This window comes from Luteibacter anthropi, assembly GCF_023699965.1.
GTDB lineage: Bacteria > Pseudomonadota > Gammaproteobacteria > Xanthomonadales > Rhodanobacteraceae > Luteibacter > Luteibacter anthropi.
In genome coordinates this window covers 4,529,651-4,556,068 of sequence record NZ_CP077072.1, presented here as the reverse complement: position 1 = coordinate 4,556,068, position 26,418 = coordinate 4,529,651, and the positions used below count along the sequence as shown (strand labels likewise).

31 protein-coding genes are annotated in these 26,418 nt (G+C 62.3%); 21 read left to right on the top strand and 10 right to left on the bottom strand.

The genetic code is table 11. The annotated features are described in order from the left end of the window. The first annotated feature begins 58 nt into the window (after positions 1-58). The 3 genes from KR767_RS19245 to KR767_RS19235 are packed head-to-tail and all read left to right on the top strand — an operon-like array spanning position 59 to position 2,438. A complete protein-coding gene (locus tag KR767_RS19245) occupies positions 59-304 on the top strand; it encodes a FeoA family protein (RefSeq protein WP_166949113.1) in 246 nt (81 codons plus the stop codon). Beyond that, positions 301-2,148 carry a ferrous iron transport protein B gene (gene feoB / locus KR767_RS19240; RefSeq protein WP_250877465.1) on the top strand — a complete coding sequence of 616 codons (1,848 nt, stop codon included), beginning with the start codon at positions 301-303 and terminating at the stop codon, positions 2,146-2,148. Before KR767_RS19245 ends, feoB begins: the two co-directional genes overlap by 4 nt. Continuing rightward, positions 2,145-2,438 (top strand): DUF6587 family protein, encoded by a 294-nt coding sequence (locus KR767_RS19235; RefSeq protein ID WP_250877464.1) that lies wholly within the window; start codon positions 2,145-2,147, stop codon positions 2,436-2,438. Before feoB ends, KR767_RS19235 begins: the two co-directional genes overlap by 4 nt. Before the next feature lie 6 nt (positions 2,439-2,444). Here the strand turns inward: KR767_RS19235 and KR767_RS19230 are convergent, their stop codons facing one another. Beyond that, on the bottom strand, positions 2,445-3,896 hold the full coding sequence (locus KR767_RS19230) for a phospholipase D-like domain-containing protein (RefSeq protein WP_250877463.1): 1,452 nt from the start codon (positions 3,894-3,896) through the stop codon (positions 2,445-2,447). Between the two features lie 414 nt (positions 3,897-4,310). Here KR767_RS19230 and KR767_RS19225 point away from each other — a divergent pair, with 414 nt between their 5' ends. From KR767_RS19225 to KR767_RS19165, 13 genes are all read left to right on the top strand, one after another. Next, a complete protein-coding gene (locus tag KR767_RS19225) occupies positions 4,311-5,387 on the top strand; it encodes a hypothetical protein (RefSeq protein WP_250877462.1) in 1,077 nt (358 codons plus the stop codon). A gap of 99 nt (positions 5,388-5,486) precedes the next feature. After that, complete coding sequence (locus tag KR767_RS19220; protein ID WP_250877461.1) at positions 5,487-5,822, top strand: hypothetical protein; 336 nt, start codon at positions 5,487-5,489, stop codon at positions 5,820-5,822. A 206-nt stretch (positions 5,823-6,028) separates the two neighbouring features. Further along, positions 6,029-6,679 carry a response regulator gene (locus KR767_RS19215; RefSeq protein ID WP_166949124.1) on the top strand — a complete coding sequence of 217 codons (651 nt, stop codon included), beginning with the start codon at positions 6,029-6,031 and terminating at the stop codon, positions 6,677-6,679. Between the two features lie 867 nt (positions 6,680-7,546). Continuing rightward, on the top strand, positions 7,547-8,107 hold the full coding sequence (locus KR767_RS19210) for a glycoside hydrolase family 108 protein (RefSeq protein WP_166949126.1): 561 nt from the start codon (positions 7,547-7,549) through the stop codon (positions 8,105-8,107). Between the two features lie 3 nt (positions 8,108-8,110). Further along, positions 8,111-8,644, top strand: a complete 534-nt coding sequence (locus KR767_RS19205; RefSeq protein WP_166949128.1) for a DUF2589 domain-containing protein — start codon at positions 8,111-8,113, stop codon at positions 8,642-8,644. Between the two features lie 71 nt (positions 8,645-8,715). Beyond that, positions 8,716-9,351, top strand: coding sequence for a DUF2589 domain-containing protein (locus KR767_RS19200; RefSeq protein ID WP_250877460.1), 636 nt, complete (start codon positions 8,716-8,718; stop codon positions 9,349-9,351). 57 nt (positions 9,352-9,408) lie between these two features. After that, positions 9,409-9,669 (top strand): hypothetical protein, encoded by a 261-nt coding sequence (locus tag KR767_RS19195; protein WP_166949132.1) that lies wholly within the window; start codon positions 9,409-9,411, stop codon positions 9,667-9,669. Positions 9,670-9,679: 10 nt separating this feature from the next. After that, on the top strand, positions 9,680-10,123 hold the full coding sequence (locus KR767_RS19190; protein ID WP_250877459.1) for a hypothetical protein: 444 nt from the start codon (positions 9,680-9,682) through the stop codon (positions 10,121-10,123). Beyond that, a complete protein-coding gene (locus KR767_RS19185) occupies positions 10,120-10,296 on the top strand; it encodes a hypothetical protein (RefSeq protein ID WP_166949136.1) in 177 nt (58 codons plus the stop codon). The genes KR767_RS19190 and KR767_RS19185 overlap by 4 nt, the downstream gene beginning before the upstream one ends. A gap of 12 nt (positions 10,297-10,308) precedes the next feature. Continuing rightward, complete coding sequence (locus KR767_RS19180) at positions 10,309-10,710, top strand: hypothetical protein (RefSeq protein WP_250877458.1); 402 nt, start codon at positions 10,309-10,311, stop codon at positions 10,708-10,710. A 10-nt stretch (positions 10,711-10,720) separates the two neighbouring features. Further along, positions 10,721-11,047 carry a hypothetical protein gene (locus KR767_RS19175; protein WP_166949139.1) on the top strand — a complete coding sequence of 109 codons (327 nt, stop codon included), beginning with the start codon at positions 10,721-10,723 and terminating at the stop codon, positions 11,045-11,047. Beyond that, entirely contained in the window at positions 11,044-11,328 is a 285-nt protein-coding gene (locus KR767_RS19170; RefSeq protein ID WP_166949141.1) for a hypothetical protein, read from the top strand. The genes KR767_RS19175 and KR767_RS19170 overlap by 4 nt, the downstream gene beginning before the upstream one ends. 194 nt (positions 11,329-11,522) lie before the next feature. Further along, positions 11,523-12,089 (top strand): hypothetical protein, encoded by a 567-nt coding sequence (locus tag KR767_RS19165; protein WP_166949143.1) that lies wholly within the window; start codon positions 11,523-11,525, stop codon positions 12,087-12,089. A gap of 67 nt (positions 12,090-12,156) precedes the next feature. Here the strand turns inward: KR767_RS19165 and KR767_RS19160 are convergent, their stop codons facing one another. After that, a complete protein-coding gene (locus tag KR767_RS19160; protein WP_250877457.1) occupies positions 12,157-13,485 on the bottom strand; it encodes an epoxide hydrolase family protein in 1,329 nt (442 codons plus the stop codon). A gap of 211 nt (positions 13,486-13,696) precedes the next feature. On the opposite strand from KR767_RS19160, the gene KR767_RS19155 reads away from it, so the two are divergent. The 3 genes from KR767_RS19155 (at position 13,697) to KR767_RS19150 (ending at position 15,552) form a co-directional block, all read left to right on the top strand. Next, positions 13,697-14,266 (top strand): class I SAM-dependent methyltransferase, encoded by a 570-nt coding sequence (locus KR767_RS19155; protein WP_250877456.1) that lies wholly within the window; start codon positions 13,697-13,699, stop codon positions 14,264-14,266. A gap of 54 nt (positions 14,267-14,320) precedes the next feature. Further along, positions 14,321-14,455, top strand: a complete 135-nt coding sequence (locus KR767_RS21370; RefSeq protein WP_279588206.1) for a hypothetical protein — start codon at positions 14,321-14,323, stop codon at positions 14,453-14,455. A gap of 386 nt (positions 14,456-14,841) precedes the next feature. Next, positions 14,842-15,552, top strand: coding sequence for a FadR/GntR family transcriptional regulator (locus tag KR767_RS19150; RefSeq protein WP_250877455.1), 711 nt, complete (start codon positions 14,842-14,844; stop codon positions 15,550-15,552). A 77-nt stretch (positions 15,553-15,629) separates the two neighbouring features. Here KR767_RS19150 and KR767_RS19145 read toward each other — a convergent pair whose 3' ends face one another. The 6 genes from KR767_RS19145 to arsH all read right to left on the bottom strand — a co-directional run bounded on the left by KR767_RS19145 (position 15,630) and on the right by arsH (position 21,929). Continuing rightward, positions 15,630-16,832, bottom strand: coding sequence for a glycoside hydrolase family 27 protein (locus KR767_RS19145; RefSeq protein WP_250877454.1), 1,203 nt, complete (start codon positions 16,830-16,832; stop codon positions 15,630-15,632). 38 nt (positions 16,833-16,870) lie between these two features. After that, entirely contained in the window at positions 16,871-19,777 is a 2,907-nt protein-coding gene (locus KR767_RS19140) for a TonB-dependent receptor (RefSeq protein ID WP_166949150.1), read from the bottom strand. Between the two features lie 306 nt (positions 19,778-20,083). Further along, complete coding sequence (locus KR767_RS19135) at positions 20,084-20,485, bottom strand: type II toxin-antitoxin system HicB family antitoxin (protein WP_166949152.1); 402 nt, start codon at positions 20,483-20,485, stop codon at positions 20,084-20,086. Positions 20,486-20,518: 33 nt separating this feature from the next. After that, entirely contained in the window at positions 20,519-20,698 is a 180-nt protein-coding gene (locus KR767_RS19130) for a type II toxin-antitoxin system HicA family toxin (protein ID WP_250877453.1), read from the bottom strand. A gap of 80 nt (positions 20,699-20,778) precedes the next feature. Then, positions 20,779-21,180, bottom strand: coding sequence for an arsenate reductase (glutaredoxin) (arsC, locus tag KR767_RS19125; RefSeq protein WP_345779906.1), 402 nt, complete (start codon positions 21,178-21,180; stop codon positions 20,779-20,781). Between the two features lie 2 nt (positions 21,181-21,182). Next, positions 21,183-21,929: an arsenical resistance protein ArsH gene (arsH, locus tag KR767_RS19120; RefSeq protein WP_250877451.1), complete on the bottom strand. Its 747-nt coding sequence runs from the start codon at positions 21,927-21,929 to the stop codon at positions 21,183-21,185. Positions 21,930-22,007: 78 nt separating this feature from the next. Between arsH and KR767_RS19115 the strand changes: the two genes are divergently transcribed. Next, positions 22,008-22,358, top strand: coding sequence for an ArsR/SmtB family transcription factor (locus tag KR767_RS19115; protein ID WP_166949158.1), 351 nt, complete (start codon positions 22,008-22,010; stop codon positions 22,356-22,358). Positions 22,359-22,450: 92 nt separating this feature from the next. Next, entirely contained in the window at positions 22,451-23,917 is a 1,467-nt protein-coding gene (locus KR767_RS19110; protein WP_250877450.1) for an alpha-L-fucosidase, read from the top strand. A gap of 89 nt (positions 23,918-24,006) precedes the next feature. On the opposite strand, the gene KR767_RS19105 is transcribed toward KR767_RS19110, so the two are convergent. Together KR767_RS19105 and KR767_RS19100 are read right to left on the bottom strand one after the other, a co-directional pair. Continuing rightward, positions 24,007-24,294, bottom strand: coding sequence for a hypothetical protein (locus KR767_RS19105; RefSeq protein WP_250877449.1), 288 nt, complete (start codon positions 24,292-24,294; stop codon positions 24,007-24,009). A 77-nt stretch (positions 24,295-24,371) separates the two neighbouring features. Beyond that, positions 24,372-26,159 (bottom strand): hypothetical protein, encoded by a 1,788-nt coding sequence (locus KR767_RS19100; protein WP_166949162.1) that lies wholly within the window; start codon positions 26,157-26,159, stop codon positions 24,372-24,374. Between the last annotated feature and the right edge of the window lie 259 nt (positions 26,160-26,418).

Below are 26,418 nucleotides of genomic sequence, written 5' to 3'. Positions count from 1 at the left end.
GATGCATGGCCCGGGCCAAGGGCGTATGATGCGAACAGTTCTTATTTGAGTAAGCCCAGTGCGCCTGTCAGACGCGCCGAAAGGTGCCCAAGCCGTGGTCAAGTCCGTCACTGATGCCCATCCCGCCGACCCGATTGCGCAGCGCCTGCGCGACCTGGGCTTTGTCGCAGGCGAACCCGTGCGCCTCGTCGCCAAGGGCCCGCTGGGTGGTGATCCGCTGCTCATCCAGATTGGTTCGACGCGCTTCGCGCTGCGCCGCAACGAGGCGGCTCGCGTGGAAGTAAGCGTGGAGGGTGCCGCATGAGCGCCGCCAGCCTGCGCGTTGCCCTGGTCGGCAACCCCAACTGCGGCAAGACGGCACTGTTCAACCAGCTCACCGGCGGCCGCCAGAAGGTGGCCAACTACGCCGGCGTCACGGTGGAACGCAAGGAAGGCCGCTTCGTGGGGCCTTCCGGCCGCACCCTGCACGTACTCGACCTCCCCGGCGCCTACAGCTTCGATGCCACCAGCCCCGATGAAGCCATCACCCGCGACGTCTGCCTGGGCCGTTATCCGGGCGAGGCCGTACCCGACCTGATCGTCTGCGTGGCCGATGCCACCAACCTGCGCCTGCACCTGCGCTTCGTGCTCGAAGTGCGGCGCCTGGGCCGGCCCATGGTGCTCGCGCTCAACATGATGGATGCGGCACGTCGTCGCGGCATCGACATCGACGTGGCCGAACTCTCGCGCCGCCTCGGCATTCCGGTGGTGGAAACCATCGCCGTGAAGCGCGGAGGCGCGAAGGGCCTCATCGAGCGCATCGACAGCGCGGTGCCGGAGATCCAGCCCTCGGCCGTCGACCAGGCAAACGTCGAGCAGCTGCACGCCGAAGTGCGCTCCATCCTCGCCGCCACGGTCACCACATCGCGCGACAACGTGGCCCTCGACGATGCCATCGACCGCTGGGTGCTGCACCCGGTGTTCGGCCTGGGCATCCTCGCCGTGCTTATGCTCATGATCTTCCAGGCGGTGTTCTCATGGGCGCAGCCGGTGATGGATGCGATCCAGGCCGGTGTCACGGGCCTGGGCAACGTCGTCACCAGCGTGCTGCCCGAGGACAGCGCACTGCACAGCCTGCTCAACGACGGCGTATTCGCCGGCCTGGGCGCCGTGCTGGTGTTCCTGCCGCAGATCCTGATCCTGTTCCTGTTCATCCTGGTGCTGGAGGAATCCGGCTACCTGCCGCGCGCGGCCTTCCTGCTCGACAAGATGATGTTCCGCGTGGGCCTCACTGGTCGCGCCTTCATCCCGCTGCTGTCCAGCTTCGCCTGTGCCATTCCCGGCATCATGGCCACGCGCAGCATCCAGGACCCTCGCGACCGGCTCACCACGATCCTCGTCGCACCGCTGATGACCTGCTCGGCGCGCCTGCCCGTATACACGCTGCTCATCGCCGCATTCATTCCCGATCGCGCGGTGTGGGGCATCTTCAACCTGCAGGGCATCGTGCTGTTCGTGCTGTATTTCGCGGGCATCTTCAGCGCGCTGGGCGTGGCCTTCGTTATCAAGCGCATGCGCAAGGACAAAAGCGAACACGCGCTCATCATGGAGCTTCCGTCCTACCGCCTGCCCAACGTGCGCGATATCGCGCTGGGCCTGTGGGAGCGCGCGCTGATCTTCCTGAAGCGCGTCGGCGGCATCATCCTCGCGCTCACCGTACTGCTGTGGTTCCTGTCCAGTTTCCCGGGGCCGCCGGAAGGCGCTACGGGCCCGGCCATCGATTACAGCCTGGCCGGCCGCCTGGGGCGCATCCTGGAATACGTGTTCGCCCCCATCGGCTTCAACTGGCAGATCTGCATCGCGCTGGTGCCGGGCCTTGCCGCCCGCGAAGTTGCGGTGGCCGCGCTGGGCACCGTCTATGCGATGTCCGGCAGCGACGATGCCGTGGCATCGCAGCTGGGTCCCGTCATCGCCCATCAGTGGTCGCTTGCCACGGCGCTGTCGTTGCTGGCCTGGTACGTGTTCGCACCGCAGTGCATGTCCACGCTGGCGGTGATCCGCCGCGAAACCAATTCCTGGCGCAACGTGGCGGTAGCCGCCGGTTACCTGTTCGGCCTGGCCTATCTCGCTTCGCTCGCCACCTACCAGATCGCGAGGGCGCTCTCGTGAATACCTTCCAGATCGTGCAGGCCGGCATCATCGGTATCGTCGTGCTGGCCAGTACCTGGGTCGCGTTTCGCAAGCTGCTGCCCAGGACATCCACGCGCGTGATGGCGGGCATGTCGGCCAGCCTCAACCATGACGGCCGCCCGGCCTTCGTGCGCAGCCTGGGCCGCAGGCTGCAGCCTGCCAGCGCATCGGGCAGCTGCGGTGATGGCTGCGATTCGTGCAACAGCTGCGGCCCGGCACCGGCCGCACGCACCGATTCCCAGCCGCTGACATTCAAATCACGGCAGTGATCCGGTTCACCCGGGCGACGGAGGTTTGCGCTTCCGTCGCCTGCGCATGCTCCACCAGCCCACCGCCAGGTTCACGGCAAACCAGGCGCCGATAAGTGCCAGTGGCCATGCGATGACGGCGGGCCAGAACACGGCCACCAGGGTCAGCACGGCTGCCAGCACCGTACCCGCCAGAAGCGGGCCGCTTTCCGTATCCCCCAGCACGCGATGCTGCGTGATCGCCGCACCCACCGTATTGGCGATGCGCAGCGCGCCTGCCGCTGCGCGACTGGAACTGCCGCCCGCATGTTTCGGGCGTGGCGGACGCGGCGTGCGGCTGCGCATGCGTTCGTTGCCGTTACGGCGATTGCGCGGACGCAGGAGGATCTCCGTAGCGTTGTCGAGATCGCTCAGGTACTGCGTTTCCAGTTGTGCCGCGACGCCATCATCCTCGATGGCGACGTCGATTTCCCGGTTACTCAGCCAGCTCGCGATATTGAGGTTCGATGAGCCCACGCGCGCCCAGCGACCGTCGGCCACCGCCGTCTTGGCGTGCAGCATCGAGCCGTTCCATTCGAAGACGCGGATACCCGCCTTGAGCAGCGGGCGGTATCCCGAGCGCGACATGCCCGCCACCATGGGGATGTCGCTGGTGCCGGGCACCAGCAGGCGCACGTCCACGCCATCACGCGCCGCCGCGGAAAGTGCCTGCACATAAGGTGCAACGCCGACGAAGTACGCATCGGTCAGCCATAGCGTGCGTCGGGCCATCGCGGCCACCATCTGGTCGAGGCGATACATGCCGGCCGTGCTGGGTTGCGTCGCGATCACGCGCAGGGATACGTCGCCCGCGATGGGCGGAGTGGGAGAAAGCAGGGTATCGGGAAGCGGTCCGCCGGCTTCCCGCCAGCTGTCGGCAAAGGCATGTTCGATCTCGGCGACAGCCGGCCCCCGCAGCGCCACACCCGTGTCGCGCCACGGCGGTACGTTGCGCTCCGGTTCACCCAGCCATTTTTCGCTGATGCACACCCCCGACAGAAAACCGAGTTCGCCATCCACCGAAAGCACCTTGCGGTGATCGCGGCTGACCCAGCCAAACGAGCTGCCCAGGCGGGGCGGATTGAAGATGCGTATCTCGCCGCCGGCGGCGCGCAGCTCGTTCCAGAACGAGCGCCGTGACTGGCCCATGCAACCGACCCAGTCCGCGATCACCGCGACGAAGACGCCTGCGCGGGCACGTTCCGTTAGGGCATCGAGGAAGCTGCGGCCGATGCGGTCATCGCGGATGATGTAGTTTTCCAGCAGCACATAGCGCCGGGCCTTCGCGATGGCATCCAGCCATGCGTCATAGTGAGCCTGGGCGTCGATCAGCAGCTCGACGGCATTGCCGCCGATGAGCGGTGCTCCTGCACTGCGGCTCAGCGCCTGCTCGGCGAACAGGCGGTGGGCGAAGCCCGTACTGTGATGACGTAGGTTCATGGGCGCCGAGTGTACCGACATCCCGCATGGGCGCCGTCAATGCCCAGGAGCAGCGGTGATCGCCGCAAGGCGCCGTTTCGCGAGAGAAATATGGGCGACAAAACTCTATGGCTCCGCAAAAGGCAGTGATCCGGCATAGCCGATCAGGAAGCCGATATCCGCTGCCTGTTCCCGCGTACTGGCAAGGTCGTGTGGCCGGCGACGGGCGCAGTTGGGGTTAATGATCGCAATTTATTGCGGAATGCGGTCGCTTGTGGGCCTGCGCATACGTAATGTGCGGCTGGTCACATTTGAGGGCGGGGGTGGCGGGAGGGTGGGCACGTTCTACCTGGGAGGGGGAAAACGCGCCTCCGTGCAGGATACAAATCCGGCATGGCGGTGAACATCATCGAGTCAATGCTCAGGGAGAAAGATATGCCTTCGATGAAGGGGTCCATCGTGTGTCGTCCGGTTCGTTCCGCCATGCTGGCGGCGCTGCTCGTTGCCACGCCGCTCGCTTCGGCTGTTGCCGCACAGGCCAGTCAGGATGTCGTTGCCACGGCCCGCGCCCAGGCGGTGCAGGCCTGGCACGACAACATCAATCGCCAGGCACCGCCGGCCGACGGCTGCTTCCGCGCCACCTACCCGAGCGCCGTGTGGACGGCAGAGCGCTGCGGCCCGGTGCCGTCGTTCCGTTCGGTGCAGCCGGCCGATGCCGTTTCGCCGCCAAGCAGCCGCAGCACGGTCTCTGCCCGTACGGAAAGCAGTGTCTTCAACGCCGGCAACGGTTATGACTATGCCGCCCGCACCGGCCAGCTCACGCGCTCGGCCACGGGCAGCTTCCCGACCGTCACGGGTGTCAGCTCCGGTTCGGACGACTACTCGCTGCAGATCAACACCAACATGGGCAGCAATACCTCGGCCTGCCAGCGCTATGGCTATTCCAGCTGCCAGGTGTGGGAGCAGTTCATCTATTCGACTGACCCGGGTACCGGCTCGCCGGGCGCCTTCATCCAGAACTGGTTCTACGTCTCCGATGCATCGGCCTACCGCCGCACCGGCTGCCCTTCGGGCTGGAACGCCTATTCGGCCCAGCTGGCCTGCTACCGCAACAGCAATCTGGTGAGCGTCGACTATGTGCCCATCACCAGCATTGGCAGCATCAAGCTCGCGGGTTCTGCCTCGGTCAACGGCAACGACACGGTGACCTTCACGGTCAACGGCGTGGCGCACTCCGTCAGCCAGTCGGGCAGCACGCTCGCCATCGGTTCGGTCTGGAAGAACTCCGAGTTCAACATTTTCGGCAATGGTTCCAATGATCCCGTGGCGTCGTTCAACAGCGGGTCGTCGGTTAGTGTGAAGGTGGCTGTCAATGACGGCACCACCAATGCACCGACCTGCGTCGGTCCCAACAACGGTGGCACCACGGGCGAGGAAAACAACCTCACCCTTGGCCGCTGCACCGCCTCGGGCGGCAGCACGCCGTCCATCCAGTTCGCCCAGTCGAACTGATTGATCGCGAGGCCATGAGCGAACGCCCGGGACAGCCCGGGCGTTCGTATTTGTACCATCCATGTAGAATCCGGTCGTTCCGGGCTTCCAGGAGCTGCAATGACCGATCAGGATGCTATTCCCGTTTCCACCTACGAGCGTCGCGCCGGATGGGCGGGGCTGCTTTTCTGGCTGGGCACGCTCTGTCTCTGGATTCCACCCTTGCTTCTGGTCGTGATCGGCCTGGGCGGGGGAGGGATGATGGCGTTCTATGGAGCAGTGAGCATCCTCGACATTGGCGTGATCGTCACGCCGTTGGGTCTTGTCATGTTGATTGCCTACGCCGTCATCGGGCGGCCATGGCGGAGGCCATTGGGTACCGTGTGGATATTCTGGCTGGAATTGCTCGTCTTCATCCTGATGCTTCCCGTAGCGGTGCGCTTCCTGACGGACTGATCAAGGCGCATATCGCCACGTAGATTGAATATTTCGTGTGCCGCAAACACATCGATTCACGACCGTAAGGTTTCCGGAAGGACGCCGGTGCGCCAAGCGCCCACCGTCGCGTCACCTCATTCACCGGAACCAACCATGCGCATCCGATTGCTTCTGCTCACACCGATACACGGTGTACGTTCCGTCGCATGTCGATGGAGGCACACATGAAGCGCGTCACTCTTTTGCTGGCGGATGAAGAGGCCCTTCTGCGCGACGGGCTGGCGGCACTGCTCGCCATCGATCCGCGTTTCGACATCGTGGGAAGCACGGGGGATGGGCGCGAACTCGTGCGACAGGCTTTGCGCGGGCAGCCTGACCTGATTCTTTTCGACTGTGCCATGCGCGGACTGAGTGGTCTGGAAGCTGCCCGACGCATCGCGCCGCGCTGCCCGAAGACCCGCATGCTTTGCCTGTCTTCATACGAGGATACGCGTTGGATTCGCGCCGCATTCGATGCGGGAGCGCATGGATATATCCTGAAGCGTGCGGATTTCGATGTGCTTGTCTCAGCCATCGATGCCGTACTGCAATCGCGCTATGTCGTAAGCCCTGAGCTCGAACACCTGGTATCGCTCGATCAGCGCGGTCGCCAGGTCGAAATGGAGCCGGAGGTGGCTCTGAGCGCGCGGGAACGCGAAATTACCCAGCTATACGCGGAAGGGTATTCCACGAAGGAGATCGCCGGGCGCCTGCACGTAAGTATCAAGACCGTAGGCACACATCGCGAGCACATCATGGCCAAGCTCGGCATCCAGGGCCTTGCCCAGCTCACGCGCTATGCGCTGCGTGAGGGCATCACAGTACTCGATCCCTGAAACTCCCTGCCGTCGTTCCAGCGAAAGCTGGAACCCAGCGCCTCGGTTCATCGGTAGACACGACCACGTCTGATCGGCTCGTGTGTAGGTAGCCCTGTCGCTAAAACCTAACGCATCGCACTGGATCCCTGCTTTCGCAGGGATGACGGGTAGGTTGGGTGTCGCAAACGCACAGCACAGCCGTCGTTCCAGCGAAAGCTGGAACCCAGCGCCTCGGTTCACCGATAGACACGACCACGTCTCATCGGCTCGTGTGTAGGTGGCCCTCTCGCTAAAACCTACCGCACTGCACTGGATCCCTGCTTTCGCAGGGATGACGGGGTAAGTTGGGTGTCGCAAACGCACAGCCGTCGTTCCAGCGAAAGCTGGAACCCAGCGCCTCGGTTCACCGATGGACACGACCACGTCTCATCGGCTCGTGTGTAGGTAGCCCTGTCGCTAAAACCTAACGCACCGCACTGGATCCCTGCTTTCGCAGGGATGACGGGTAGGTTGGGTGTCGCAAACGCACAGCACAGCCGTCGTTCCAGCGAAAGCTGGAACCCAGCGCCTCGGTTCACCGATGGACACGACCACGTCTCATCGGCTCGTGTGTAGGTAGCCCTGTCGCTAAAACCTACCGCACCGCACTGGGTCCCTGCTTTCGCAGGGACGACGGGGTAGGTTGGGTGTCGCAAACGCACAGCCGTGTGGGGGATGGGTGGGGGACAGAACCTGCGAGTTGCGTCGTACTCATGCAAGCATCAGGAAAAACCTGATTTTTTTGATCTGGCCTGCAATCAGGTTTTTCCCGATGTCGCCATATTCCGCCGGACGGGATAGTCGCCGCCACCGACGCATTCGTTGCGTCGATCACGGAGAATCCCGATGGCCGATTTCAAGAGCTTCTTTCCGACCCTGCTCCGGCATGAGGGCGGATTCGTCAATGACCCCGCCGACCCGGGTGGTGCCACCAACAAGGGCATTACGCTGGCGACCTTCAATCGTTGCGCCCAATCCCTGCTTGGCGTGGCACCGTCGATCACGACGCTGCGCGCCCTGACCGACGACCAGGCCGCCACGATCTACAAGGCGTTGTACTGGGATGCCATACGCGGTGACCAGATCGCCTTGCAGCCGCTGGCGAACATCCTCTTCGACTTCAACGTCAATGCAGGTGCGCAGGCCGTGCGTCTGTTGCAGCGCGTGCTCAACGACCTGGGCGCCTCTCCCCAGCTGGCCATCGATGGCGTAATGGGTGCGGGCACGGCCGCCGCCATTGGCAAGGCAGATGCGTATGCCGTGTATGCCCGCTACAAGCAGGGCAGGGTGGATTACTACAAGGCACTCGTGGAGCGTCGCCCATCACTGCAGAAGTTCCTGAAGGGCTGGCTGGCGCGCGTCGCATCGTTTCCCGACCTGCCGGCGCCCACTGGCGGGAGCCATTGACCGATGGCCACGCAGACCTCCCTGAACGAGCTGATCGAAGCGATCGCAGGCGCGGTAGTGGATGCGCAGGATCGGATCGAGCAGCACCAGATGGCACATTTGAGCGATTTCTTCGACGAGGACAATCGTCCGAAGAGCGTCGTGATCCGCATGCCATCGATGCAGCCGGGCGCCGGCGAAGGCGACGAGGACCTGTACCGGGCGCCAATCCTGCCCTTGGTATCCACCAATGTCCTGCGCATCAAGGACGTTGAAATCCGTTTCGATGCCGACCTTGGCAATCTCGTCGACGATGCGCCACCCACGCCCGACGACACCGATCCTGGCACTGCGCCGCGCGACTGGCAGGTAAGGCCCAAGGCATCGCGTTCCCATGTGCGCGTGGATACCTCGGTGGGCGCCAAGGGGCGTACGGCAGGCGCCGTGCATGTCGTCCTGCGCGTGGAGGGCAGCGAGCCCACCGATGGCGCGGCACGCCTCATGAATCATCTTGCGCAGACCCAGGGGGTCTTCAAGACGTTCCAGCCGGGCGACTGATATGTCCTGCCCGGCGAACCATGGCGGCATGTCGCTCGCCATGTCATGCAGTCCCATGAAGGAGTAACGAAATGCCCGACGAACTCGTAAACATGTCCAGCCAGTTCAAAGGCCTGCCGATGGGCGAACTCATCGGCGGCCCGCTCAATGCCGCCTGTGAGGCCCAGGTCAAGCTCGCACAGGCTACCGCCGACTTCATCAAGGTCATCGGCTTCCTGCCGCCGGCCGAGAGCGACCCGAAGGGCGTGGGTGCCACGCGTACCGCGCAGTTCAAGTTCAAGCGCCCCGTGGATGATCCGTCTGGAAAGGGCATCGCGGAAGAAGAAGTCGAGATCGAGGTGCCGTTGCTGGCCATCGTGAAGGTGCCCAGCCTCAGCATCACCAATGTCGACATCACTTTCGATATGGAAGTGAAGTCGTCTTTCAGCCAGAAGGAGTCGGAAGACAAGAAGGGTGAATTCTCCGCCGACATGTCGATCGGCTGGGGTGTTTTCTCGGCAAAGGTGCATGTGGCCGGTTCGGTGGCCACGCATAAGGAAAACACGCGCAGCTCCGACAACTCGGCGAAGTACCACGTCGCCGTCCACGCCGAGGACAAGGGCATGCCGGAAGGCCTGGCCCGTGTCCTGGACATCCTGCAGACCGCGTGCGCGCCGCGTCGGGTCAGCGCCCCGGTGGCCGTGGAGCAGGAAAAGCAGGCGGCCTGATCGCCCGGCACCATTCCGTGGCGCCTGCAAGGCGTCACGGTTCTATCGGAGTGAACCATGTTCGATCTCAGCGACGTGAAATTCGTCAAGCGGGTGGTCGTCGGTACCGACAACCCCAACCAGGTGCGTTCGGAAGCGCAGATCGAGGAAGCGCGGGCCATGCTCAACCGCTGCCTTACCGATTCGCCTCGCGGCAGCATCATCGGCACGGAAAAGAGCTTCACGATTCTCCAGGTGGGCGAGCACCAGGTCGTTCTGCAGTGGATCTGCTACCACGTGGGCTTTCCTCGCAAGCCCGGCTGGTTGCAGGAAGCCTGAGGCCGCGCCCATGACGATATGCTCGCTGGATACCTTCATGTACGGCTTGCGCATGGCCATCATGGCTGCCGACGAGGCCGTTCGCGCCCGACGGGAAAGCGTGCTGCGTGGCGACATCGGACGACACTTGCAGGTCCATATCCCGGAATCTCCGGCGGTCGATGCTCCGCTGGTACCGATGATGTTACCACTGCATCTGTTCCGTGATCCCGGCAACCCCCGGATGGCTTTTCTCTCGGTGGAATTCGACGTGCGTTTTCGCCAGCGTCGTATTCGTGGAGAGCGCCGGCCTGTGCTGTTCCTCGACATGCGCAAGCCACGCTTGCGCTGGTTCGGGCGTGGTGCCATGCAGCGCCTGCGCATTTCCTACCGCCTGACGGACCACTGGGAACCCCGGGTCGAGCTGGACGGCCGCGTGCTGTCCCTGCCACCCATGGCGGGTCAGAAGGCATGAAGCGCCTCGACCAGCTACGTATTCCGGACGAATGGGGCATATCGATGCTCGCCCATGTCCGCACATCGAAACCGCCGCGACGTTTACCGCGCTGGCTTTACTACCTGCTCGTCACGGCATTCACGGCCCTGATCGCGGCAGGCGCACTGAAGCAGTACTTCACCCAAACCTGAAGGAGTCATGCCATGAAAGTCACATACCACCTTGCTTCCCTGTTCGTTCTTTCCGCTTTTCTCGCTACCGCCCATGCAAGCGAACACGCCCCCGCGGGTGCCTGGCGAGGCCTTGTGTCCGGAGATGCAGGCAGGCCGCCCATTGCTACGCGGCTCGATTTCCAGCCGGACCGGGTGAACATCATTTTCGACGAACCCGCGAACTGCCGCCTGGCGGCAAGCTACCTGGACAGCGATGCCTCGGGCTACCGCTACAACGTCAAGGTGCCCGTCAACGGCGGCAAGTTCTGCGACGCCCTGTATGGCAAGCAGCTGGTGGTGTCGCGCAATGCGGACGGCACGCTGAAGTTTGCCTTGCCCGTATCCCAACCGAAGTGGACCGGCACGTTCAAGCCGGTTCCTTCCGCACCATGAGGAGGTCAGCATGGATAGCGTGCTTCTGACGCGTTTCTGGCTGCTGCTGGCCGCGGTGGGCGGTGCCATCCTTCCCGTGGCGCTCAGCCAGGAGGAATCGCGACGCCGGGCCGTCATCCAGGTGGTCTGCGGTGCCCTCACCGCCATCTTCCTGGCACCTGCCCTGGAGAAACGATTCATGTCCGATTCGTCGGCCGAAATACAGGCCGCGGTGTCGTTCCTCGTGGGTTGCTTCGGCCTGAAGCTGGCCGTGATCGTGCAGCGGCTGATCGACAGTCGTGGCGAATCCATTGCCAACCGGGTCATCGACCGTATTGCCGGAGGCGACGAAAAATGAGCCTGATCGTGGTCAATCTATGTTGCAGTGTCGTCATGGCGCTGTCCGGCCTGTGGTTGCTCACCGAGACCGCCATGCCAAGGATCGTGCGCATCTTCTGTGCCTTGATCGCCTGCGGCGGCAGCGTGAACTCGCTGGGGATGGTGGCCGACCTGTTCCAGGTGGGGGGATTTGCCTACGGCGATATCTGGCCGGGCGAGGCAATCATCAACGTGGGGCTGGCGGCCATGCTCGGACGCTGGACATGGCTGTATCGCAAGCGGCGGGCGCGCTTTGCCTGATCACGCCGCCGGAGCCGGAGAGCCGGCAACCCCGGGGCGGGCCGGACCGCTCCGGGGCCGGGCTTTACGCGATCTTTATGCACGTCGCGCGTGTCACGTTTCAGTTCGCGTCGATCCGCCAAGATGGCGGGTTGAAGCGCCCGAAGAATGGGCATGGGAAGGGAACACACACCATGCATTCATTGGGGATATTCATGCTTCGACCGATCGTACTGGGCTTAACCTTGGCACTTGCCCTGCCGACCGCCTGCCTGGCTGCGGAAGAACAACCCAGTTTCAGCCCGACATCGTTTCTCTCCGATCGGGACGAGCAGGACCTGCTGAAGCAGGTTCCGGCCGCAAAGCCGGAAGACGTGGCGTCTCCCGACGCCATCGTCAGGGCCATGCACGACGCGGTGAGCGGTCCCCGCGGCCAGTGGGATGATCGCCGCCTGCGTTCGCTTTTCATCCCTGATGCGCTCATCGAATACACCGATGAAGACGGAAAGAATCCTCCTCGCCTGCGTACTATCACCGTGGATGAACTGGTGCGCATCCTGAAGGATCTGCACCAGAAGGTCGCATGGTACGAGAAGGCCGGTGCCTTGCATGTCACCGAGTTACATAGGAAGGGGGAGGGCCCGGTACTGGCCGTGGTACCGCACACCGGTAACGAAGGCACACGTCCCGTGACGGAGCCCGAAGCCAGCAGGCCGTCGACATCGGTGACACAGCTCGTGAAGCTCCAGGGCCGCTGGTGGATCACGAGCCACGCCTGGTGAAGACGGATATGACCTCCTGGCCTTCAGGTCAGGAGGTCGCGATTTCTTTGCTGTCAGCGGTGCCTATTCATCGCACCGAACGGAAAGCATCGCGCAGTTCCTCGGCAAACAGCTGTGGCTGTTCCCAGGCTGCGAAATGCCCTCCCTTGCTCACCTGGTGGTAGTAATACAACGACGGGTAAGCTTGCTGGCTCCAGCTCTTCGGCGCCTTGTAGATCTCGCCCGGGAATACCGAGATGGCGACAGGAACCTTGATGTCATGGGTCTTCTGCGCGTCGGCGCTGAAGTTGTTGTTATTGTTTTCCCAGTAGAAGCGCGATGACGAGGCACCCGTGTTGGTGAGCCAGTAGAGCGTGATGTCATTGAGCATCTCGTCCTTCGTCAGCACCCGTTCCGGCACGCCGTCGCTGTCGCTCCACTGTGCGAACTTCTCGTACATCCACGCAGCCAGGCCAGCCGGCGAGTCGGACAGCGAATAGCCGATCGTCTGCGGGCGGGTGACCATCAGTGCGCCATAGGCGGCATTGCGGCCGAAGAACGTGCTGAGGGACTGATAGGCTTCGCGCTCCGGCGCACCCAGCGATTCGGGTGGGGCATCACCTGCGTTGATGCCTTTGACAAGGTTGCCGGGGATGGTAGCCGGCATGTTCAGGTGGATGGCAAGCAAGCCCTTCGGCGCCTGTCGTGCCAGTGCATCGGAAATGACCGAGCCATGATCGCCACCCTGGGAGACATAGTGTTTGTAGCCGAGGCGTTTCATCAGCGTATCCCACGCCCTGGCCGTGCGCTCCGGTCCCCACCCCAGGCCGGTCGGTTTGCCTGAGAATCCATAACCCGGAATGGCAGGGATCACGACATCGAAGGCGTCCTCCGCCTTGCCGCCGAAGGCGGTGGGATCGGTCAGCGGGCCGATCGTCTTGATGAACTCGAAGGGTGAGCCGGGCCAGCCATGAGTGAGTATGACGGGCAGGGCGTTCTTGTGTTTCGAGCGGATATGGATGAACTGGATGTCCTCGCCGTCGATGGTGGTGACGAACTGGGGCAGGGCATTGAGCTGTGCCTCCGCCTTGCGCCAGTCGTAGTCCGTACCCCAATAGCGCACCAGCTCCTGCACGCGGGCCAGCTGGATGCCCTGCGACTGGTCGTTCACCGTTTCCTTGTCCGGCCAGCGGGTCTCGGCGATGCGACGGCGCAGATCGTCCAGTTGCTCCTGGGGCACGTGGACATGGAATGGACGAATGCTTTCGTCGTTGCGCGTGGTTCCCGAGGGCGTGCCAGTTAACTGGCCGGTGGCATGGGCGAACGGGCTGTAGGCTGCCGGGGCGAGCACGGCCATGGCCAGTGCCATGGCCAGGGTGCGCGAGGCGAAGGAACGTCGGGCAGGTGTGTACGACATGGGCTTTCTCCTTGGGATCATCGGGCGGACATGCGGCGCGGTGTGTCAGGCGCCATCGGATGTCCGTAGTCTCGGTGTGCCGTTCAGCTGCACCATGTCGGGCGGGGCAGGGTTTTGCGTCTCCATGTATCCGTGGCGGCACGTACACATGCCGATACAAAGAGCGGCACGGTAGACTTCACCGTCCCCAGGAGTGAATGAGGAGCCCGGCGTGAAGGGTCGTGAAAGCGGTATGCCCCAGGAGGATGCCTGGGCTGAATTCTTCGACGCCGATGCCGCCATGGCCCTGCTATGGCCGCAGGGCGATGGAGATGTCGTCGAGCTTGGCAGTGGCTATGGCACGTTCACGGTGGCGGCTGCGGCGAGGACCAAGGGCACGCTAACCGCCATCGACATCGAGCCCGACATGGTGGACTACACCCGCGCCAAGGCGGCAAGCTGCGGTTTATCGAACATCCATGCCGTGCTTCGCGACGTAGTGGCCGAAGGCCTGGGTCTGCCTGTCGCAAGCCAGGCTCATGCGATGGTCTATAACCTGCTGCACCTTGAAGAGCCGGTGGCGTTGCTGCGCACGATCCGCGAAAGCCTTCGCCCGGGCGGCACGGTATCGGTCATCCACTGGCGAAGCGACATGCCTACGCCCCGGGGACCCTCCCTGGCGATACGTCCGTCCCCCGGAGATTGTCGCCGCTGGATGGCGGAGGCTGGCTTCCAGGCCATCCGTGAGGTGGATCTTGCCCATGCGTGCCCCTACCACTACGGCCTGATTGCCACGCGATGAACTGATGTCACAGCGCTGCCACGCAGCGTGTCCACAGCGGTGATTCTGCTCACGATGAGTGCCGAAGGCACTGTAGGCACGATGCTTCTCGCCGATCGCCTCACGGTCACGCTGGCGGCTTCAGTGATCGTGGTGGTGGCGAATCGGTTGATGGATGGGGTGCTTCGGTTCAAGCGTGCCGAAGGGTGATGAGTGGGTCGCGCGCAAGGCGCGCTCCTACAGGGTGGTCGCACGCTGCTTGTGTAGGAGCGCGCCTTGCGCGCGACCCATGAACACGATCACGCCAACGGCTCGCATTCACGTTCACGATATAAAAAAATCCCCGGGCACCTGCGCCAACTGATTGCCTGGGCAAACACCCAGCTTTCCCGATACGCATAGCCGTTTCACCCCATACGTGGATTCCAGGCTCGCAAGGGATGGTGCGCAACGCGCCATCTGATACAATTCATCCGGCTTTTAGCTATTTGTACGACAACTACCACGCGTTCCGATGCAAGGGTTCGATGGTCGAAATGCCGGGTGGGTACCCATGGCGTGCGCCGGTCGATATGCAGCCAAAGGAAACCGAGCGGATGGTGAAATTCGCAGTCGTACGTAACCTGCATCGTCAGGTTGTCCAGGAACTGGGCCGTCTCATCGTCAGTGGCGAGTGGCCGGCCGGTCAGAGCATTCCGCGTGAAGACATCCTGGCCGAGAGCATGAGTGTCAGTCGCACGGCGCTGCGCGAGGCCATGAAAGTGCTATCCGCCAAGGGGCTCATCGAGTCCCGGCAGCGCTCCGGTACGCGCGTGAGGGAAGAAATCCACTGGAACCAGCTCGATGCCGATGTGCTGGCATGGCGTTTCGAGTCGATGCCGCCCGAAAGCTTCATCGAGAAGCTGGTGGAAATGCGCGAGCTGATCGAACCTGCCGCGGCGGCAGCTGCCGCACGGCGGCGCACGGATGACCAGCTGGTGGCCATCGAGGTTGCCTATCAGGCCATGGCAGACTCCGAAGACCTGGACGCCTGGACCGAGGCGGATCTCGCCTTCCACCATGCGGTGCTGGCGGCTACCAACAACGAGCTGATGACCTCGCTGTTTACTGTGATCGAGACCGCACTGGGCGCTTATTTCGCGCTATCGGCGCGCAACTCCGAGAACTTCAAGAACGCTTTGCCCCAGCATCTCAAGGTCTATGAGGCCATCCGCCGGCGCCATCCCGAAGTGGCGCGACAGGCCATGATCAAGATGGTGTCCGATTCCCGCAACAACATCCGCAAGCAACGCAAAAAGCCCCTGTAGGAGCGCGCCTTGCGCGCGACCGGATGTGACGCAAGTTCCGGTCGCGCGCAGGGCGCGCTCCTGCAGGGGAGGGAAAGCTATTCGCTGATGCGGTACATCACCGTGGCATGCGGCGCCAGCGTGGCCTTGATCGAGCCATCACCCTTCGCATCCGTATGGGCCCACAGGTCACGAAACGTGTAGCTGCCACCCGCTTTAAGGCCGATTTCCCTGGCCGGCACGCTCACATCCTTCGCCTTGTCCGTCTCGTTGAATACGGCCACGGCGACGGCACCGTCCTTGAGCGGCTTGACGATGACGTGGATGCCGCCCGCGTCACGCACCTGCTTGCCCTGGACGCCCAGCGGGTCCTGATCAATGGCGATCACCTCCTTGTTCAGCAGGATCTGCAACGCATCCGGCTTGATCGTGCGCAGATCGGTGCCGATGAGAAGTGGCGAGGCCATGATCGACCACAGGCTGAAGTGGCTGCGGTATTCCACGTCGGTCATGCCACCGTTACCCACTTCGAGCATGTCCGGATCGTTCCAGTGACCCGGGCTGGCGTAGCGATCCAGCACCACGTTGGCTTTGAAGATCTTCAGCATGGATGCGTAGGTGTCGGTGATGTCGCCCGTGGTGCGCCAGGAGCTGGCTTCCACCGGTGGCTTGCTCGCCCACAACCAGGGCTTGTTCTCGCCCCATTCGCACATGCTGAAGAAGATCGGCCGGCCCGTGGCCCGCAGTGCTTCGGCCATGTCGGTATAGCGTTTGTGCGCGTCGATCTTCTGGTTGTTGCAGTTGTCGTACTTCAGGTAATCGACATGCCACGACGCAAAGGTGGCGGCATCGTCCTTTTCGTGCCCCAGGCCGCCCGGGAAGCCGCGATTTTCCTGGAGGGGCTCGCACGTGGAAGTGCCTGCACTGGAGTACAGGCCGAACTTCAGGCCACGCTCGTGGATGTAATCCGCCAGGGCGGCAATGCCGCTCGGAAAGCGCTTGGGGTTGGGCTGAAGGTGGCCGTCCTTGTCACGCTGCCAGTTCGCCCAGCAGTCGTCGACATTCACGTACTGGTAGCCCGCATCCTTCAGGCCCAGGCTGACGAACTTGTCGGCGATGCCGCGGATCATGCCTTCGTCGAACTCGTCACGGCAATGGGTGGAATTCCAGTTGTTGAAGCCCATCTGAGGCAACGGCGGTGACGTATCCGCTGCCTGCGACGGGGCGGTAACGGCGGCCAGGAAACAGACCATGGCTCCCAAGGCACTCGTACGAAGCGTGTTTTGCATGGAACCGTTCATCAATACTCCTCATCCCGAGAGGGACGTCCGGAAAGGGATCAGAAACTGCCGCGCACGCCTACCGTATACACGGTGCCATCCGCTTCGGCATACAGGAAGCGGTTGCGGTATACCGAGTAGTCGTAGAGATGCTCGTGGGTGAGGTTGGTACCCGATACGAACAGCGACAGGCGCGGGGTGAAGGCGTAGCTGGCGCTCAGGTCGAGCTGGCCATACGAGGTGCGGGTGGCCGGCTGGGCACCTGCACCATAGGACAGGCTTTCCAGGTAAGAGCCGCGCCAGTTGTAGGCCAGGCGTACCTGCACGGGGCCCTTTTCATAGTACGTGCTGAGGTTGGCCGAATTGCCGATGCCCGGCACCGCGAACTTGCCCGAGGCGGCAATGACGCCAGGGCTCAGGGTGGTGCTGCTGGACACGTGCGTGTAGTTGAAGGCCACGCCCAGGCCATCGAACGGTTCCGGAAGGACATGGGTGAACTGATAGTTGATCGTCAGTTCCTGGCCGTAGATGTTCGACGAATTGAGGTTGATGGGCTGGGTGAGCGACCAGATGAATGGCTGTCCCGTGTTCTGGTTGGTAAGGAACGGCACGGGCGTGCTCACCAGCGTGCTGAAGTTGCTTACCTTCTTGTAGAAGCCTTCCAGGGCGATGTAGCTGGCGTCGTCGATGTACCACTCCAGGCCCATGTCGAAGTTACGCGACGTGTATGGCTGGAGGTTCGGATTGCCCTGCGAGATGGTGAGCGAGTTCGGACGCGTGCCGAAGCCCTTGTTGTAGTAGAGATTGCTCAGCTGCGGCGGGGTCATCGACTTGGACGCGGAGAAGCGATAGACGAGGTTGTCCATCAGGTTCCACTTGAAGTTCAGCGACGGCAGCCACTTGTGGTAGCCACCATTGGCCGACTGCGGCGTGAGTCCGCCAAAGGTGACCTGACCGTTGCTGGTGTCGTTCGGATCGATGTACAGGCTGATCGGTGGACGATTGATGGCCGTGGAGGTGGAGTTGACGTTGACGTAGCGCAAACCCACGTCCAGTGCCCAGGCCTTGTCCCACATCGTGCCTTCGAACACAGCCTTGCCGAAGAATGATTTCTCCTTCTCCGTTACCTTGTTGTAGCTGCCCGGATCGGGTGCCGCACCAAGGGTGCCACCATTGGCGGCCAGGCCGGCGACCAGCGCGGCTTTCTTGTCGGCCGGAAGCTGGTTGTACGCCGCCGGCGAAGCCAGCCAGGCGAGATAAGCACGCGGATCGTACTGCACCCACTGCGAGGGCAGGCCCGGCGACGAGACGCCGCTGATCTTGTCCGGTGCGTTGTAGATATACGCGCCCACGGCATCGGGCGGAACGGTGATGTTGTAGCCGCAGTAAGCGTTGCAGAGCAGGCTGTTCGGCGTGCTCCAGTTCACCGACTTGACCGACTGGTCGTTGTACTCGCCACCGAATTCCAGCTTCGACAGCACGCCATCGGTGAAGCTCTTGTCCAGGCGGATCTGGTACTGGTTGACCTTGTTGGTCACATTCGTGCCGGAGCCGGCGTTGCAGCAATGCGCCTTCAGGTTGTTGACGTCGGTGGACGAAAGAATGTTGCTGTAGCTGGGCGGCGTATTGTCGCCACCGTTGGTCCAGGTGGGGTTGGTGCCGAAGTTCTTGCCACCGATCACCAGGAAGTAGCCGTTGGGGCTCTGCTTGTTCCAGGCCTTGGAGCTGGATACGTCGAGGCTGAGCTTGGTGGAGTCATCCACGTCGAAACCCAGGTTCAGGCCGTTCTGGTAGCTCTTTTCGTAGCTGGGGATGAACGACATGACATAGTCGTTCGCCATGACGTTGGGGCCCGAACCGTTGCGGGTGTAGCTGAGCACGGTGTTGTTGCTGTCGGTGGTCAGCGAATTGATGTCGGCCGTGTTGCCGTACTGGCCGAACTCGTGCTCCAGGGAGTCCACCTTGTAGCTGGAGAACAAGGTATCCAGCTGCACCGTGAGCCGGTCGATGGGCTTCCAGTCGATGGCACCGCTGAAGCCTTTGCGCGTACGGGTCTCGTCCAGCACGTTGCTTGCCAGGGTCTCGGGCACTGCCACGTTGGTGTAGTTGGGGTTGCTCAGGTTCGACAGTTTCGAGATGTCCTGGTTGGCATACCAGGAATTGGCCTGCGTATTGAGCTGGGTATCCTTGCGCTTGTAGTACGTCGCGGATGCCATCCAGCCAAAGGTGTGGTCTGCATTGGTCCAGCCGAACAGGCCCGAGGCCTTCGGTGTGGTCTTGCCTTTCCAGTCGCCAGTGAGGTTGCTGTTCACCCCGGCGGCACTCCACGCACCATGGTAGCCGTTGAAGTCCAGCGGACGCGCGGTCTGGATGTCGACGACGCCACCGATGTCCACTTCGGGAATATCGGCCGACGAGGTCTTGTTGACCTGGGCGACGCTGATGATTTCGGAAGGAAGTACATCGAAATTGAAGGCACGCGAGCCGGAGGCCGTCGCCATTTTCCGTCCGTTGACGGTGACGGCCACGAAGTCGGGACCAAAGCCGCGCACGGCAATCTGGCTGGACTCACCGCCGCTACGGTTCACCGAGACGCCAGGTACGCGCTGAAGCGCGTCGGCGACGTTGGCATCCGGGAACTTGCCGGTTTCTTCCGCCGAAATGGAGTCGACGACGTTGACTGCATCCTGCTTGATGGCCTGCGCGCGCTGGAGCGCAGCCAGCTGGCCCGTCACGGCGATGCCGCCCAGTTCGGTCACCTTCTTGTCGTCGGTGGCGGCGGCATCATCTTTTTTCTTCTGCGCGGAAGCAGGCGTCTTTTCCTGTCCCGCGGATGGCGTCGCTTCACCCGAGGAGGCGGGCGCAGCTGCTTGCGCGTGTCCCGGCGCGCCATAACCCATCGTCCAGACAACACCCATCGCAACCAGCGCTCCACGGAGCGCGGCGGCCATCTTCGTTAATTGCATGACTACCTTCCAATCTTTGTGGAATACGTGTCAGACATGCCTACGGCGTTTCCGTCTGTCGCCCCCATGAAACGTTACGAATGTAACGATCCCCGCGAATCGACCTGTGCCCCTACCCGACGGAACCTGCCGTCTGCCCCATTTGTAGTATTTTAAGATAATAGTTACGGGGCGCCTGGGCACAAGCAAGCTGCGTTGCAACATGACGGCAACGTTGTAATGAAGATGGCTTGTTGCGGGCAGCAGAGGACACCGGCGACGGATATATGGAGCCGCCTTTTCAGGTCGCTATGGCATGACGATGCGTCAGGCCGCTCTCATGGCTTCCATGGCCGCACGAGTGAGGAACCCCGAGCGCGTCTCGCCGTGACGTTCGGCGTAGCTATCGATGGCAGTGAGCAGGCGATCCGGCACGGTTATGTTGACGCGCACGGCCTTCGTGCTCAGCTTCGCCAGATCGACGTTTGCGAGCGCCCATGTCCAGCCGGAAAAGTCTGCCCGGGAACGCAGTGCTTCAAGTGTGGAAGCCGCAGGGGGCATGGTTCCTTCCTCGATGGCATCTTCAAGGAACAGAAGAATGGCTTCTTCCGCGTTGGCCACCGCTTCATCGAGCGTATTGCCTGCACTGAAGCAGCCCGGAAGGTCGGGCACGATCACGCCGTAGGCAGAACCATCCGTGCCCGGTTCGATTGCTATGGGGTAACGCATGATGCTTGGCTCCATACCCTTATCGGGAAAACGTCAGGCGATGCCGGCCTGCTTTTTGATAGCGGCGACGAGCCCCTTTCCGAGGTCTTTTCTGGGGTGAGGGGCAATCACCGTCACGCCGGAGGCATTCTGTAGCTTGTGATGGCTACCCCGGATGCTCACCAGGCAAAAGCCGTGGGCCCTCAACAGTCTTACCAGATCTGCAGAGTTCATTGTGTGTACGATACACACTGACTGTCAAGCGACCTGCAGGCGGGAGGCTCGATCCCCTGCAAGCCCTGTCTGGCCAGGTGTCAGCCTGGCTGAATCACCTGGCCGTCTTCCTTGATGAAAGGGGTGGTCAGCGGAGGTGTGATTTCAAGCACGACCTCCGACGGACGGCATAGCCGCGTTCCCTGCTCGGTAACCACGAAAGGGCGGTTGATGAGGATGGGGTGGAGCTGCATGGCGTCGAGAAGCTGCTCATCATCGACATCGGGACGGTCGAGTCCCAGTTTCGCGAAGGGTGTTCCTTGTTCGCGTACGGCCTGCCGCACCGTCAGGCCTGCGGCGATGATCAGTCCGGTTAATGTTTCCCGGTCCGGTGGCGTTATCAGGTATTCGAGGATGACGGTCTCGATACCCAGGTGACGCAGCAAGGCAAGCGTGTTGCGCGAGGTGCCGCAGGCAGGGTTGTGATAGATCGTTGCGTGCAGACTCATGATGCTGCTCCACTGGCGTGGGATACCGTCGTTTCGACAACGGCTGCGGCCTCGGCAAGAGCGCGTGCCTCGGCCGCGCCCTTGCGCTCGCTGTAACGATCCACGAGATAGTCGGAGCGGCCTCGCACCAGCCACGTGAACTTCATCAGCTCTTCCATCACGTCTACGACGCGATCGTAGTAGGCCGAGGGTTTCATCCGGCCGTGGCTGTCGAATTCCTGCCACGCTTTCGGTACCGAAGACTGGTTCGGTATGGTGACCATCCGCATCCATCGCCCGAGCACGCGCAAGGTGTTCACCACGTTGAACGACTGCGAGCCACCGCAGACCTGCAACACCGCGAGGGTGCGGCCCTGGGTCGGGCGTACGCTGCCTTCTTCCAGGGGGAGCCAGTCGATCTGGTTCTTGAACACGCCCGTGATCGTGCCATGGCGCTCGGGGCTGACCCAGACCTGTCCCTCCGACCATAGCGACAGGGCCCGTAGCTCCTGCACCCTGGGATGCTCCGGCCCCACGCTGTCCAGCATCGGCAGGCCGGCTGGATCGAATCCGCGCGTCTCGGCGCCCAGGTGACGCAGGATGCGTTCTGCTTCCAGGGCGAGTTTCCGGCTGAAGGATTGTGGCCGCAGCGAACCGTAGAGAAGGAGGATTCGCGGCGCATGCCCGGAATCCTCTGCCGGAGCGAGATGATCGTGGAGTGGGGCGGGCAGGTCGTGGGTCAGGTGCGGGGTATCGCTGGCCATGGATGTTCCACGTTTCAATGATTCGATAATTATAGAAACATGGAAATGAATAGGGCAACTTTGCTAGGCTTGGGCCCTATGAAGCCCAAGCCCCATGCAACTCATCTGACCGCTCCCGATGCCATCAGGGCGTTTGCCGCCCTGGCCCAGGAGAGCCGCCTTGCTATCTTCCGCCTGCTTGTCGAGCACGCGCCGGAGGGACTGGCCGTGGGTGTCATTGGCGAAACGCTGGGCGTAGCTCCTGCCACGCTCTCGTTTCACCTGAAGGAGCTGCTCAATGCCGGTCTGGTGGCGAGTCGCCAGGCGGGGCGTTTCATTTACTACAGCCCCGTACTGGAAACGGTGGATCGTCTGGTGGGATTCCTGACCGACAACTGTTGTGCGGCATCCGGTCAGTCGTGTGGCCCCGGGGGCATGGTGCGCAAATAACTTCGACGTTTCAGTATCCAGCTGCTGGATCGCTTGTGTCCCCGGTTGGAAATACGGTAATCATCCGGACTTCCATGTCACCACCGGGGGCGATGATGAATCGACGTGAGTTTGCGAAGACGCTGGCGCTTGCGGGCGCCGTGGGAAGTAGCTTGTGGCCGGTGCAGAAGGCCTTTGCCCTGGCGCCGAAGACGGCGCGTGGCGTGGCGGTGGAGCCATCGCGGTTGCGCGACCTGCAACAGGCCTTCCTGGATCTTCGCTTCGGCATGTTCATCCATCTCAACATGGCAACGTTCGAGCAGCGCGAGTGGGGTGATCCCGTGCTGTCACCTGCCTTGTTCAACCCGAGGCATCTCGATCCGGCACAATGGGCGGCAGCTGCGCGTTCCGCGGGCATGGGCTATGGCTGCCTTACCACGAAGCATCACGACGGCTTCTGCCTGTGGCCGACGAAGACCGGTAGTGCCAACGTCATGCAGTCGTCCTATCCGCACGATGTGGTGCGGGCCTATGTGGATGCGTTTCGCAAGGCGGGCCTCAAGGTCTGCCTGTACTTTTCGATCCTGGATCTCCGGCAGGATATCCGTGCGCGCACCGTTACTCCGGAAAAGATCGCGCTGATCAAGGCGCAGATCACCGAGCTCCTGACGCATTATGGTCCATTGACCGCACTGATCCTGGATGGATGGAATGCGTCCTGGTCGCGTATCTCCTATGCCGAACTGCCATACCGGGAAATCTACGATCTGGTGAAGTCGTTGCAGCCGGACTGCCTGCTTACCGACCACAACGCGGGTAGCTACCCTGGCCCGGCGCTCTACTACACCGACATCAAGCAGTACGAGCAGCATGCGGGCCAGAAGATCCCCGCCGACAGTCCGGTGCCATCTCAATCCGGCACCACCTTGCAGAGCGACTGGTTCTGGAAAACGTCATACCCCACGGCAGAACTTGCGTCCGCAAGGACCATCGTGGAGGACTGGCTCAAGCCTTTCAATGAGAACCATTGCAATCTCATTCTCAACGTTGCCCCCAATCGTGACGGCCGTTTCGACGACAACGCGGTGGCGCGCCTGGCCGAGATAGGGCGTTTGTGGAAGCCGTCCGGTCCTGTGTCCCGCATCGAGCGCCAGGTCACCATCACAACGCCCGATCTCGCTGCAGGTCGGCCGGCATGGGCCAGTGCCAGCGACGAGGCCGTGGGGCCCGATCTCGCCTTCGACGACAACTCACGCACCTACTGGCTGGCCGACAAGGGCAAGGACGATGCCTGGATCGAGGTGCGGTTCGACGCACCGGTGTCGTTCAATACGGTGTCCATCGTGGAACCCCGTGACGACAAGGATTACGGTAGCGCGAGTCGCATCACCGCCTATAAGCTCCAGATCTGGCGTGACGGCACATGGGCGGACATCGCCAGCGGCGGTACGCCCGCATCGTGGCAGTTCCTCGAGTTGCAGCAGACGTCTGCGCAGCGGGTGCGTCTATGGATGCAGGGACACCAGCCAGGGCTCAGCGAACTGGGGCTGTATGACGAACCTCGTTACACGTCTTCCTGACCACGCTCGCGATGTTCGTGCGCCGGATCATCGTGTCGTGATCCGGCGCATCCTTCCTGTAGCAAAGCAAGCCTGATGTCAGATCGAAATCAGGGAGGCGTTCCCTGTGCAATCCATGCAGCAAACAGTTGCACGTTAGATGGCGGCCACGCAGGAGCGGGCGCAGGGGGCATGTCACCGCTGCTGACCCTGGAGTAGATCTGCTGCGCCCAGATCTTTACGTTGCCGTAGTTGCTCAGGTCGAGGCTTCCATGGGTCACCTGCTTCATATGGGCAATGTCGGTGGCATTGAACAGGGGGGCGATGTCCCTGGCAAAGCTGACGGTTGCAGTGACGGCCTTGGCGTGGCCGGCCAGCTGTTCGCGGAGGTTGGTCATGGCAATGGCTCCTTATTGGCTATGCATTGACGAGACGTACCGGAGCTCCGCAAAGGCGACCCCGGCGACGGCGGGGGCTACTTGAGCTTGCGGTTTCTCACGACTTCGGTGGCGCCCTGCGGGCTGGCGGCACTGGGGGTTTCCGGCTGGTGTACGGCACCATTGGCGAGAATCACGCTGAAGTCGCCCGAGGCGTGCTGTCCCTGGCTGCCATGGCAGCCCATGCAGCCGCCCATGTTGTAGCCGGCACCGCCGTAGTACACGTTACGATGGATACCTGTACCGCCACGGCTGAACTGTGCCTCGTAATCGCTGTTCACCCCAGTGAAGCCGGAGCCGACGAGGCCGCCGCTGAATAGCTGCAATGGGCGATTGGTCTCCACCACGATATTCGCCAGGTGATAGCTGGCAGGGTTGGCGCCGCTGTTGGGGTCATTGCCCTTGTAGACACCCGCGTAGTTCTTGTCGATGGCCTGGTACTGCACGTTGACCAGCTTGTAGTACGACCATGGCGAGGTCTTCAGGCCGTTCTGCTGGTTATACGTGGCCATCGCCGCGTGGGCGCTCCGGTTGGCCTGGATAACCGCAAGGGGAATCAGGTTGTCGCGATAATTGATGCAGATGAACCCCTTCGACGGCAGCCCGGGTTTGTCCTGCGCATTCTGGTAGTAGAGCTGGTTCCTGGGAGGATTGCGCACGGAGCCAGTGCAGTACTGCGCGGATGCCGGCACCAGGTCGACCCTTGGCGGCACCTGGTTGGCGTTGACCACCGAACTGTCCAATAGAGTGACTTGCGGCGACGTGGCGCAGTTCTGGCCCACCGGGCAGGGCTGGGGCTGATTGATGATGGCGCCGTTCTCATCCTCTAGCGGACGACCATCAGGACGAAGGATGTTGTCGGCCTGCTCGAAGGTGGCGTAGATGAAGTAGGGCGCTGAACGTGTCTTCTGGATGATGTGCAGTGCCACGAGACCCCAGGTGGCTTCCCGGTAACAGGTCTGCTGGCTTGCGTTCTTTTCGTACGAACGCACTGTGGTCATGTGAAAGCGCCCGGAAGCCTGCTCTGCTGCCGTCAGTTCGCGCCATCCCGCCTTCAGTTCCACGGTGTTGAGCGGCAGGCTGACCATTGAGCTGCTGCCAGGTGGCGGGCTGCTCTTGTTCGTGGTGAGGTAATTCTGCGTGGCGTTGGCAACACTGGCCGGTATGGCCTGCCACCACTTATTGAGGGCAACGTAGGTGTACTCCGTACGATTGGCCTTGGCCGTGAAGCGGATCAACTGCGGTGACGAGTTGCCGGGTACTTGCTGGGGGGCGGCACCCGCATACATGTCGTCGAGCGTGATCTGGTCGGTTTCGTCCAGATTGACCCATGCAGTCGACGTGGACGGAGACATGCACGCCGGCACGGGGTTGTCGTAGTTGTAGCTGGGGAGTGTGTCGTAGCCGAAAGAGGCGCTGGGTGACGTGGTATAGCCTGGAGGAAGGCCCTTTCCGGGGAAGATCTCGACCTTGCTTCGGAAGGTTTCCCACACGCGCGGGCCGGCGCATCGAGGGTCGCCGAAACGACAGTTGGTATCGGGTGTGTCACGCTGGTTCAGGCCACCGTTCTGCTTTACCGCGGGCCAGTTGAGTGCAATGAATTCCTGCCACGCAAAATAGGCGGCTTGCGACATCGTGGCCCTTGGTGCACCGCCATTCTGCGGATTGAGTTCGTTGGGCACCACGCTATTGATGGTAATGGCGTTGCTGGCCGCATCCACCGCACGTTCGTCCAGTGGCTGGGCGATCGCCTGGCTTCGTATTCCGATGACGGACGCAACGACGACCAGCGACGCCATGGTCGCTGTGACAATACGGATATTCATACCCTGATACCTGCCCCTGATTGAACGATCCGGCGGGAATGCCGGGCCCTTCCAGCACGTCATCCATTACGCTTGCGTGCGCTGCGGTCCCTGGGGTCTACGCATCCTGGATGGATCGGCGTTGCACGAATAGTCCTGCTATAAAGCAGTAACACGCGTGCAGGGTGCGAACAAGAATGACGGGGTTTTCATTCTGTTTTTGCGCACAGGTTGCCGGGTATCGGCTTACCGAAAATGCCGCGAATATTCGGCACGCCGG

Bases quoted from the DNA above. Each gene is read 5' to 3' on its own strand.
- KR767_RS19175 (WP_166949139.1), top strand. From the start codon at position 10,721: ATGGATAGCGTGCTTCTGACGCGTTTCTGGCTGCTGCTGGCCGCGGTG.
- KR767_RS19160 (WP_250877457.1), bottom strand. From the start codon at position 13,485: ATGTCGTACACACCTGCCCGACGTTCCTTCGCCTCGCGCACCCTGGCC.
- KR767_RS19180 (WP_250877458.1), top strand. From the start codon at position 10,309: ATGAAAGTCACATACCACCTTGCTTCCCTGTTCGTTCTTTCCGCTTTT.
- KR767_RS19205 (WP_166949128.1), top strand. From the start codon at position 8,111: ATGGCCACGCAGACCTCCCTGAACGAGCTGATCGAAGCGATCGCAGGC.
- KR767_RS19140 (WP_166949150.1), bottom strand. From the start codon at position 19,777: ATGCAATTAACGAAGATGGCCGCCGCGCTCCGTGGAGCGCTGGTTGCG.
- KR767_RS19110 (WP_250877450.1), top strand. From the start codon at position 22,451: ATGATGAATCGACGTGAGTTTGCGAAGACGCTGGCGCTTGCGGGCGCC.
- KR767_RS21370 (WP_279588206.1), top strand. From the start codon at position 14,321: ATGAGTGCCGAAGGCACTGTAGGCACGATGCTTCTCGCCGATCGCCTC.
- KR767_RS19200 (WP_250877460.1), top strand. From the start codon at position 8,716: ATGCCCGACGAACTCGTAAACATGTCCAGCCAGTTCAAAGGCCTGCCG.
- KR767_RS19145 (WP_250877454.1), bottom strand. From the start codon at position 16,832: ATGAACGGTTCCATGCAAAACACGCTTCGTACGAGTGCCTTGGGAGCC.
- arsH (WP_250877451.1), bottom strand. From the start codon at position 21,929: ATGGCCAGCGATACCCCGCACCTGACCCACGACCTGCCCGCCCCACTC.
- KR767_RS19225 (WP_250877462.1), top strand. From the start codon at position 4,311: ATGCCTTCGATGAAGGGGTCCATCGTGTGTCGTCCGGTTCGTTCCGCC.
- KR767_RS19105 (WP_250877449.1), bottom strand. From the start codon at position 24,294: ATGACCAACCTCCGCGAACAGCTGGCCGGCCACGCCAAGGCCGTCACT.
- KR767_RS19100 (WP_166949162.1), bottom strand. From the start codon at position 26,159: ATGAATATCCGTATTGTCACAGCGACCATGGCGTCGCTGGTCGTCGTT.
- KR767_RS19220 (WP_250877461.1), top strand. From the start codon at position 5,487: ATGACCGATCAGGATGCTATTCCCGTTTCCACCTACGAGCGTCGCGCC.
- KR767_RS19170 (WP_166949141.1), top strand. From the start codon at position 11,044: ATGAGCCTGATCGTGGTCAATCTATGTTGCAGTGTCGTCATGGCGCTG.
- KR767_RS19135 (WP_166949152.1), bottom strand. From the start codon at position 20,485: ATGCGTTACCCCATAGCAATCGAACCGGGCACGGATGGTTCTGCCTAC.
- feoB (WP_250877465.1), top strand. From the start codon at position 301: ATGAGCGCCGCCAGCCTGCGCGTTGCCCTGGTCGGCAACCCCAACTGC.
- KR767_RS19115 (WP_166949158.1), top strand. From the start codon at position 22,008: ATGAAGCCCAAGCCCCATGCAACTCATCTGACCGCTCCCGATGCCATC.
- KR767_RS19215 (WP_166949124.1), top strand. From the start codon at position 6,029: ATGAAGCGCGTCACTCTTTTGCTGGCGGATGAAGAGGCCCTTCTGCGC.
- KR767_RS19230 (WP_250877463.1), bottom strand. From the start codon at position 3,896: ATGAACCTACGTCATCACAGTACGGGCTTCGCCCACCGCCTGTTCGCC.
- KR767_RS19185 (WP_166949136.1), top strand. From the start codon at position 10,120: ATGAAGCGCCTCGACCAGCTACGTATTCCGGACGAATGGGGCATATCG.
- KR767_RS19210 (WP_166949126.1), top strand. From the start codon at position 7,547: ATGGCCGATTTCAAGAGCTTCTTTCCGACCCTGCTCCGGCATGAGGGC.
- KR767_RS19165 (WP_166949143.1), top strand. From the start codon at position 11,523: ATGCTTCGACCGATCGTACTGGGCTTAACCTTGGCACTTGCCCTGCCG.
- KR767_RS19190 (WP_250877459.1), top strand. From the start codon at position 9,680: ATGACGATATGCTCGCTGGATACCTTCATGTACGGCTTGCGCATGGCC.
- KR767_RS19150 (WP_250877455.1), top strand. From the start codon at position 14,842: ATGGTGAAATTCGCAGTCGTACGTAACCTGCATCGTCAGGTTGTCCAG.
- KR767_RS19195 (WP_166949132.1), top strand. From the start codon at position 9,409: ATGTTCGATCTCAGCGACGTGAAATTCGTCAAGCGGGTGGTCGTCGGT.
- KR767_RS19130 (WP_250877453.1), bottom strand. From the start codon at position 20,698: ATGAACTCTGCAGATCTGGTAAGACTGTTGAGGGCCCACGGCTTTTGC.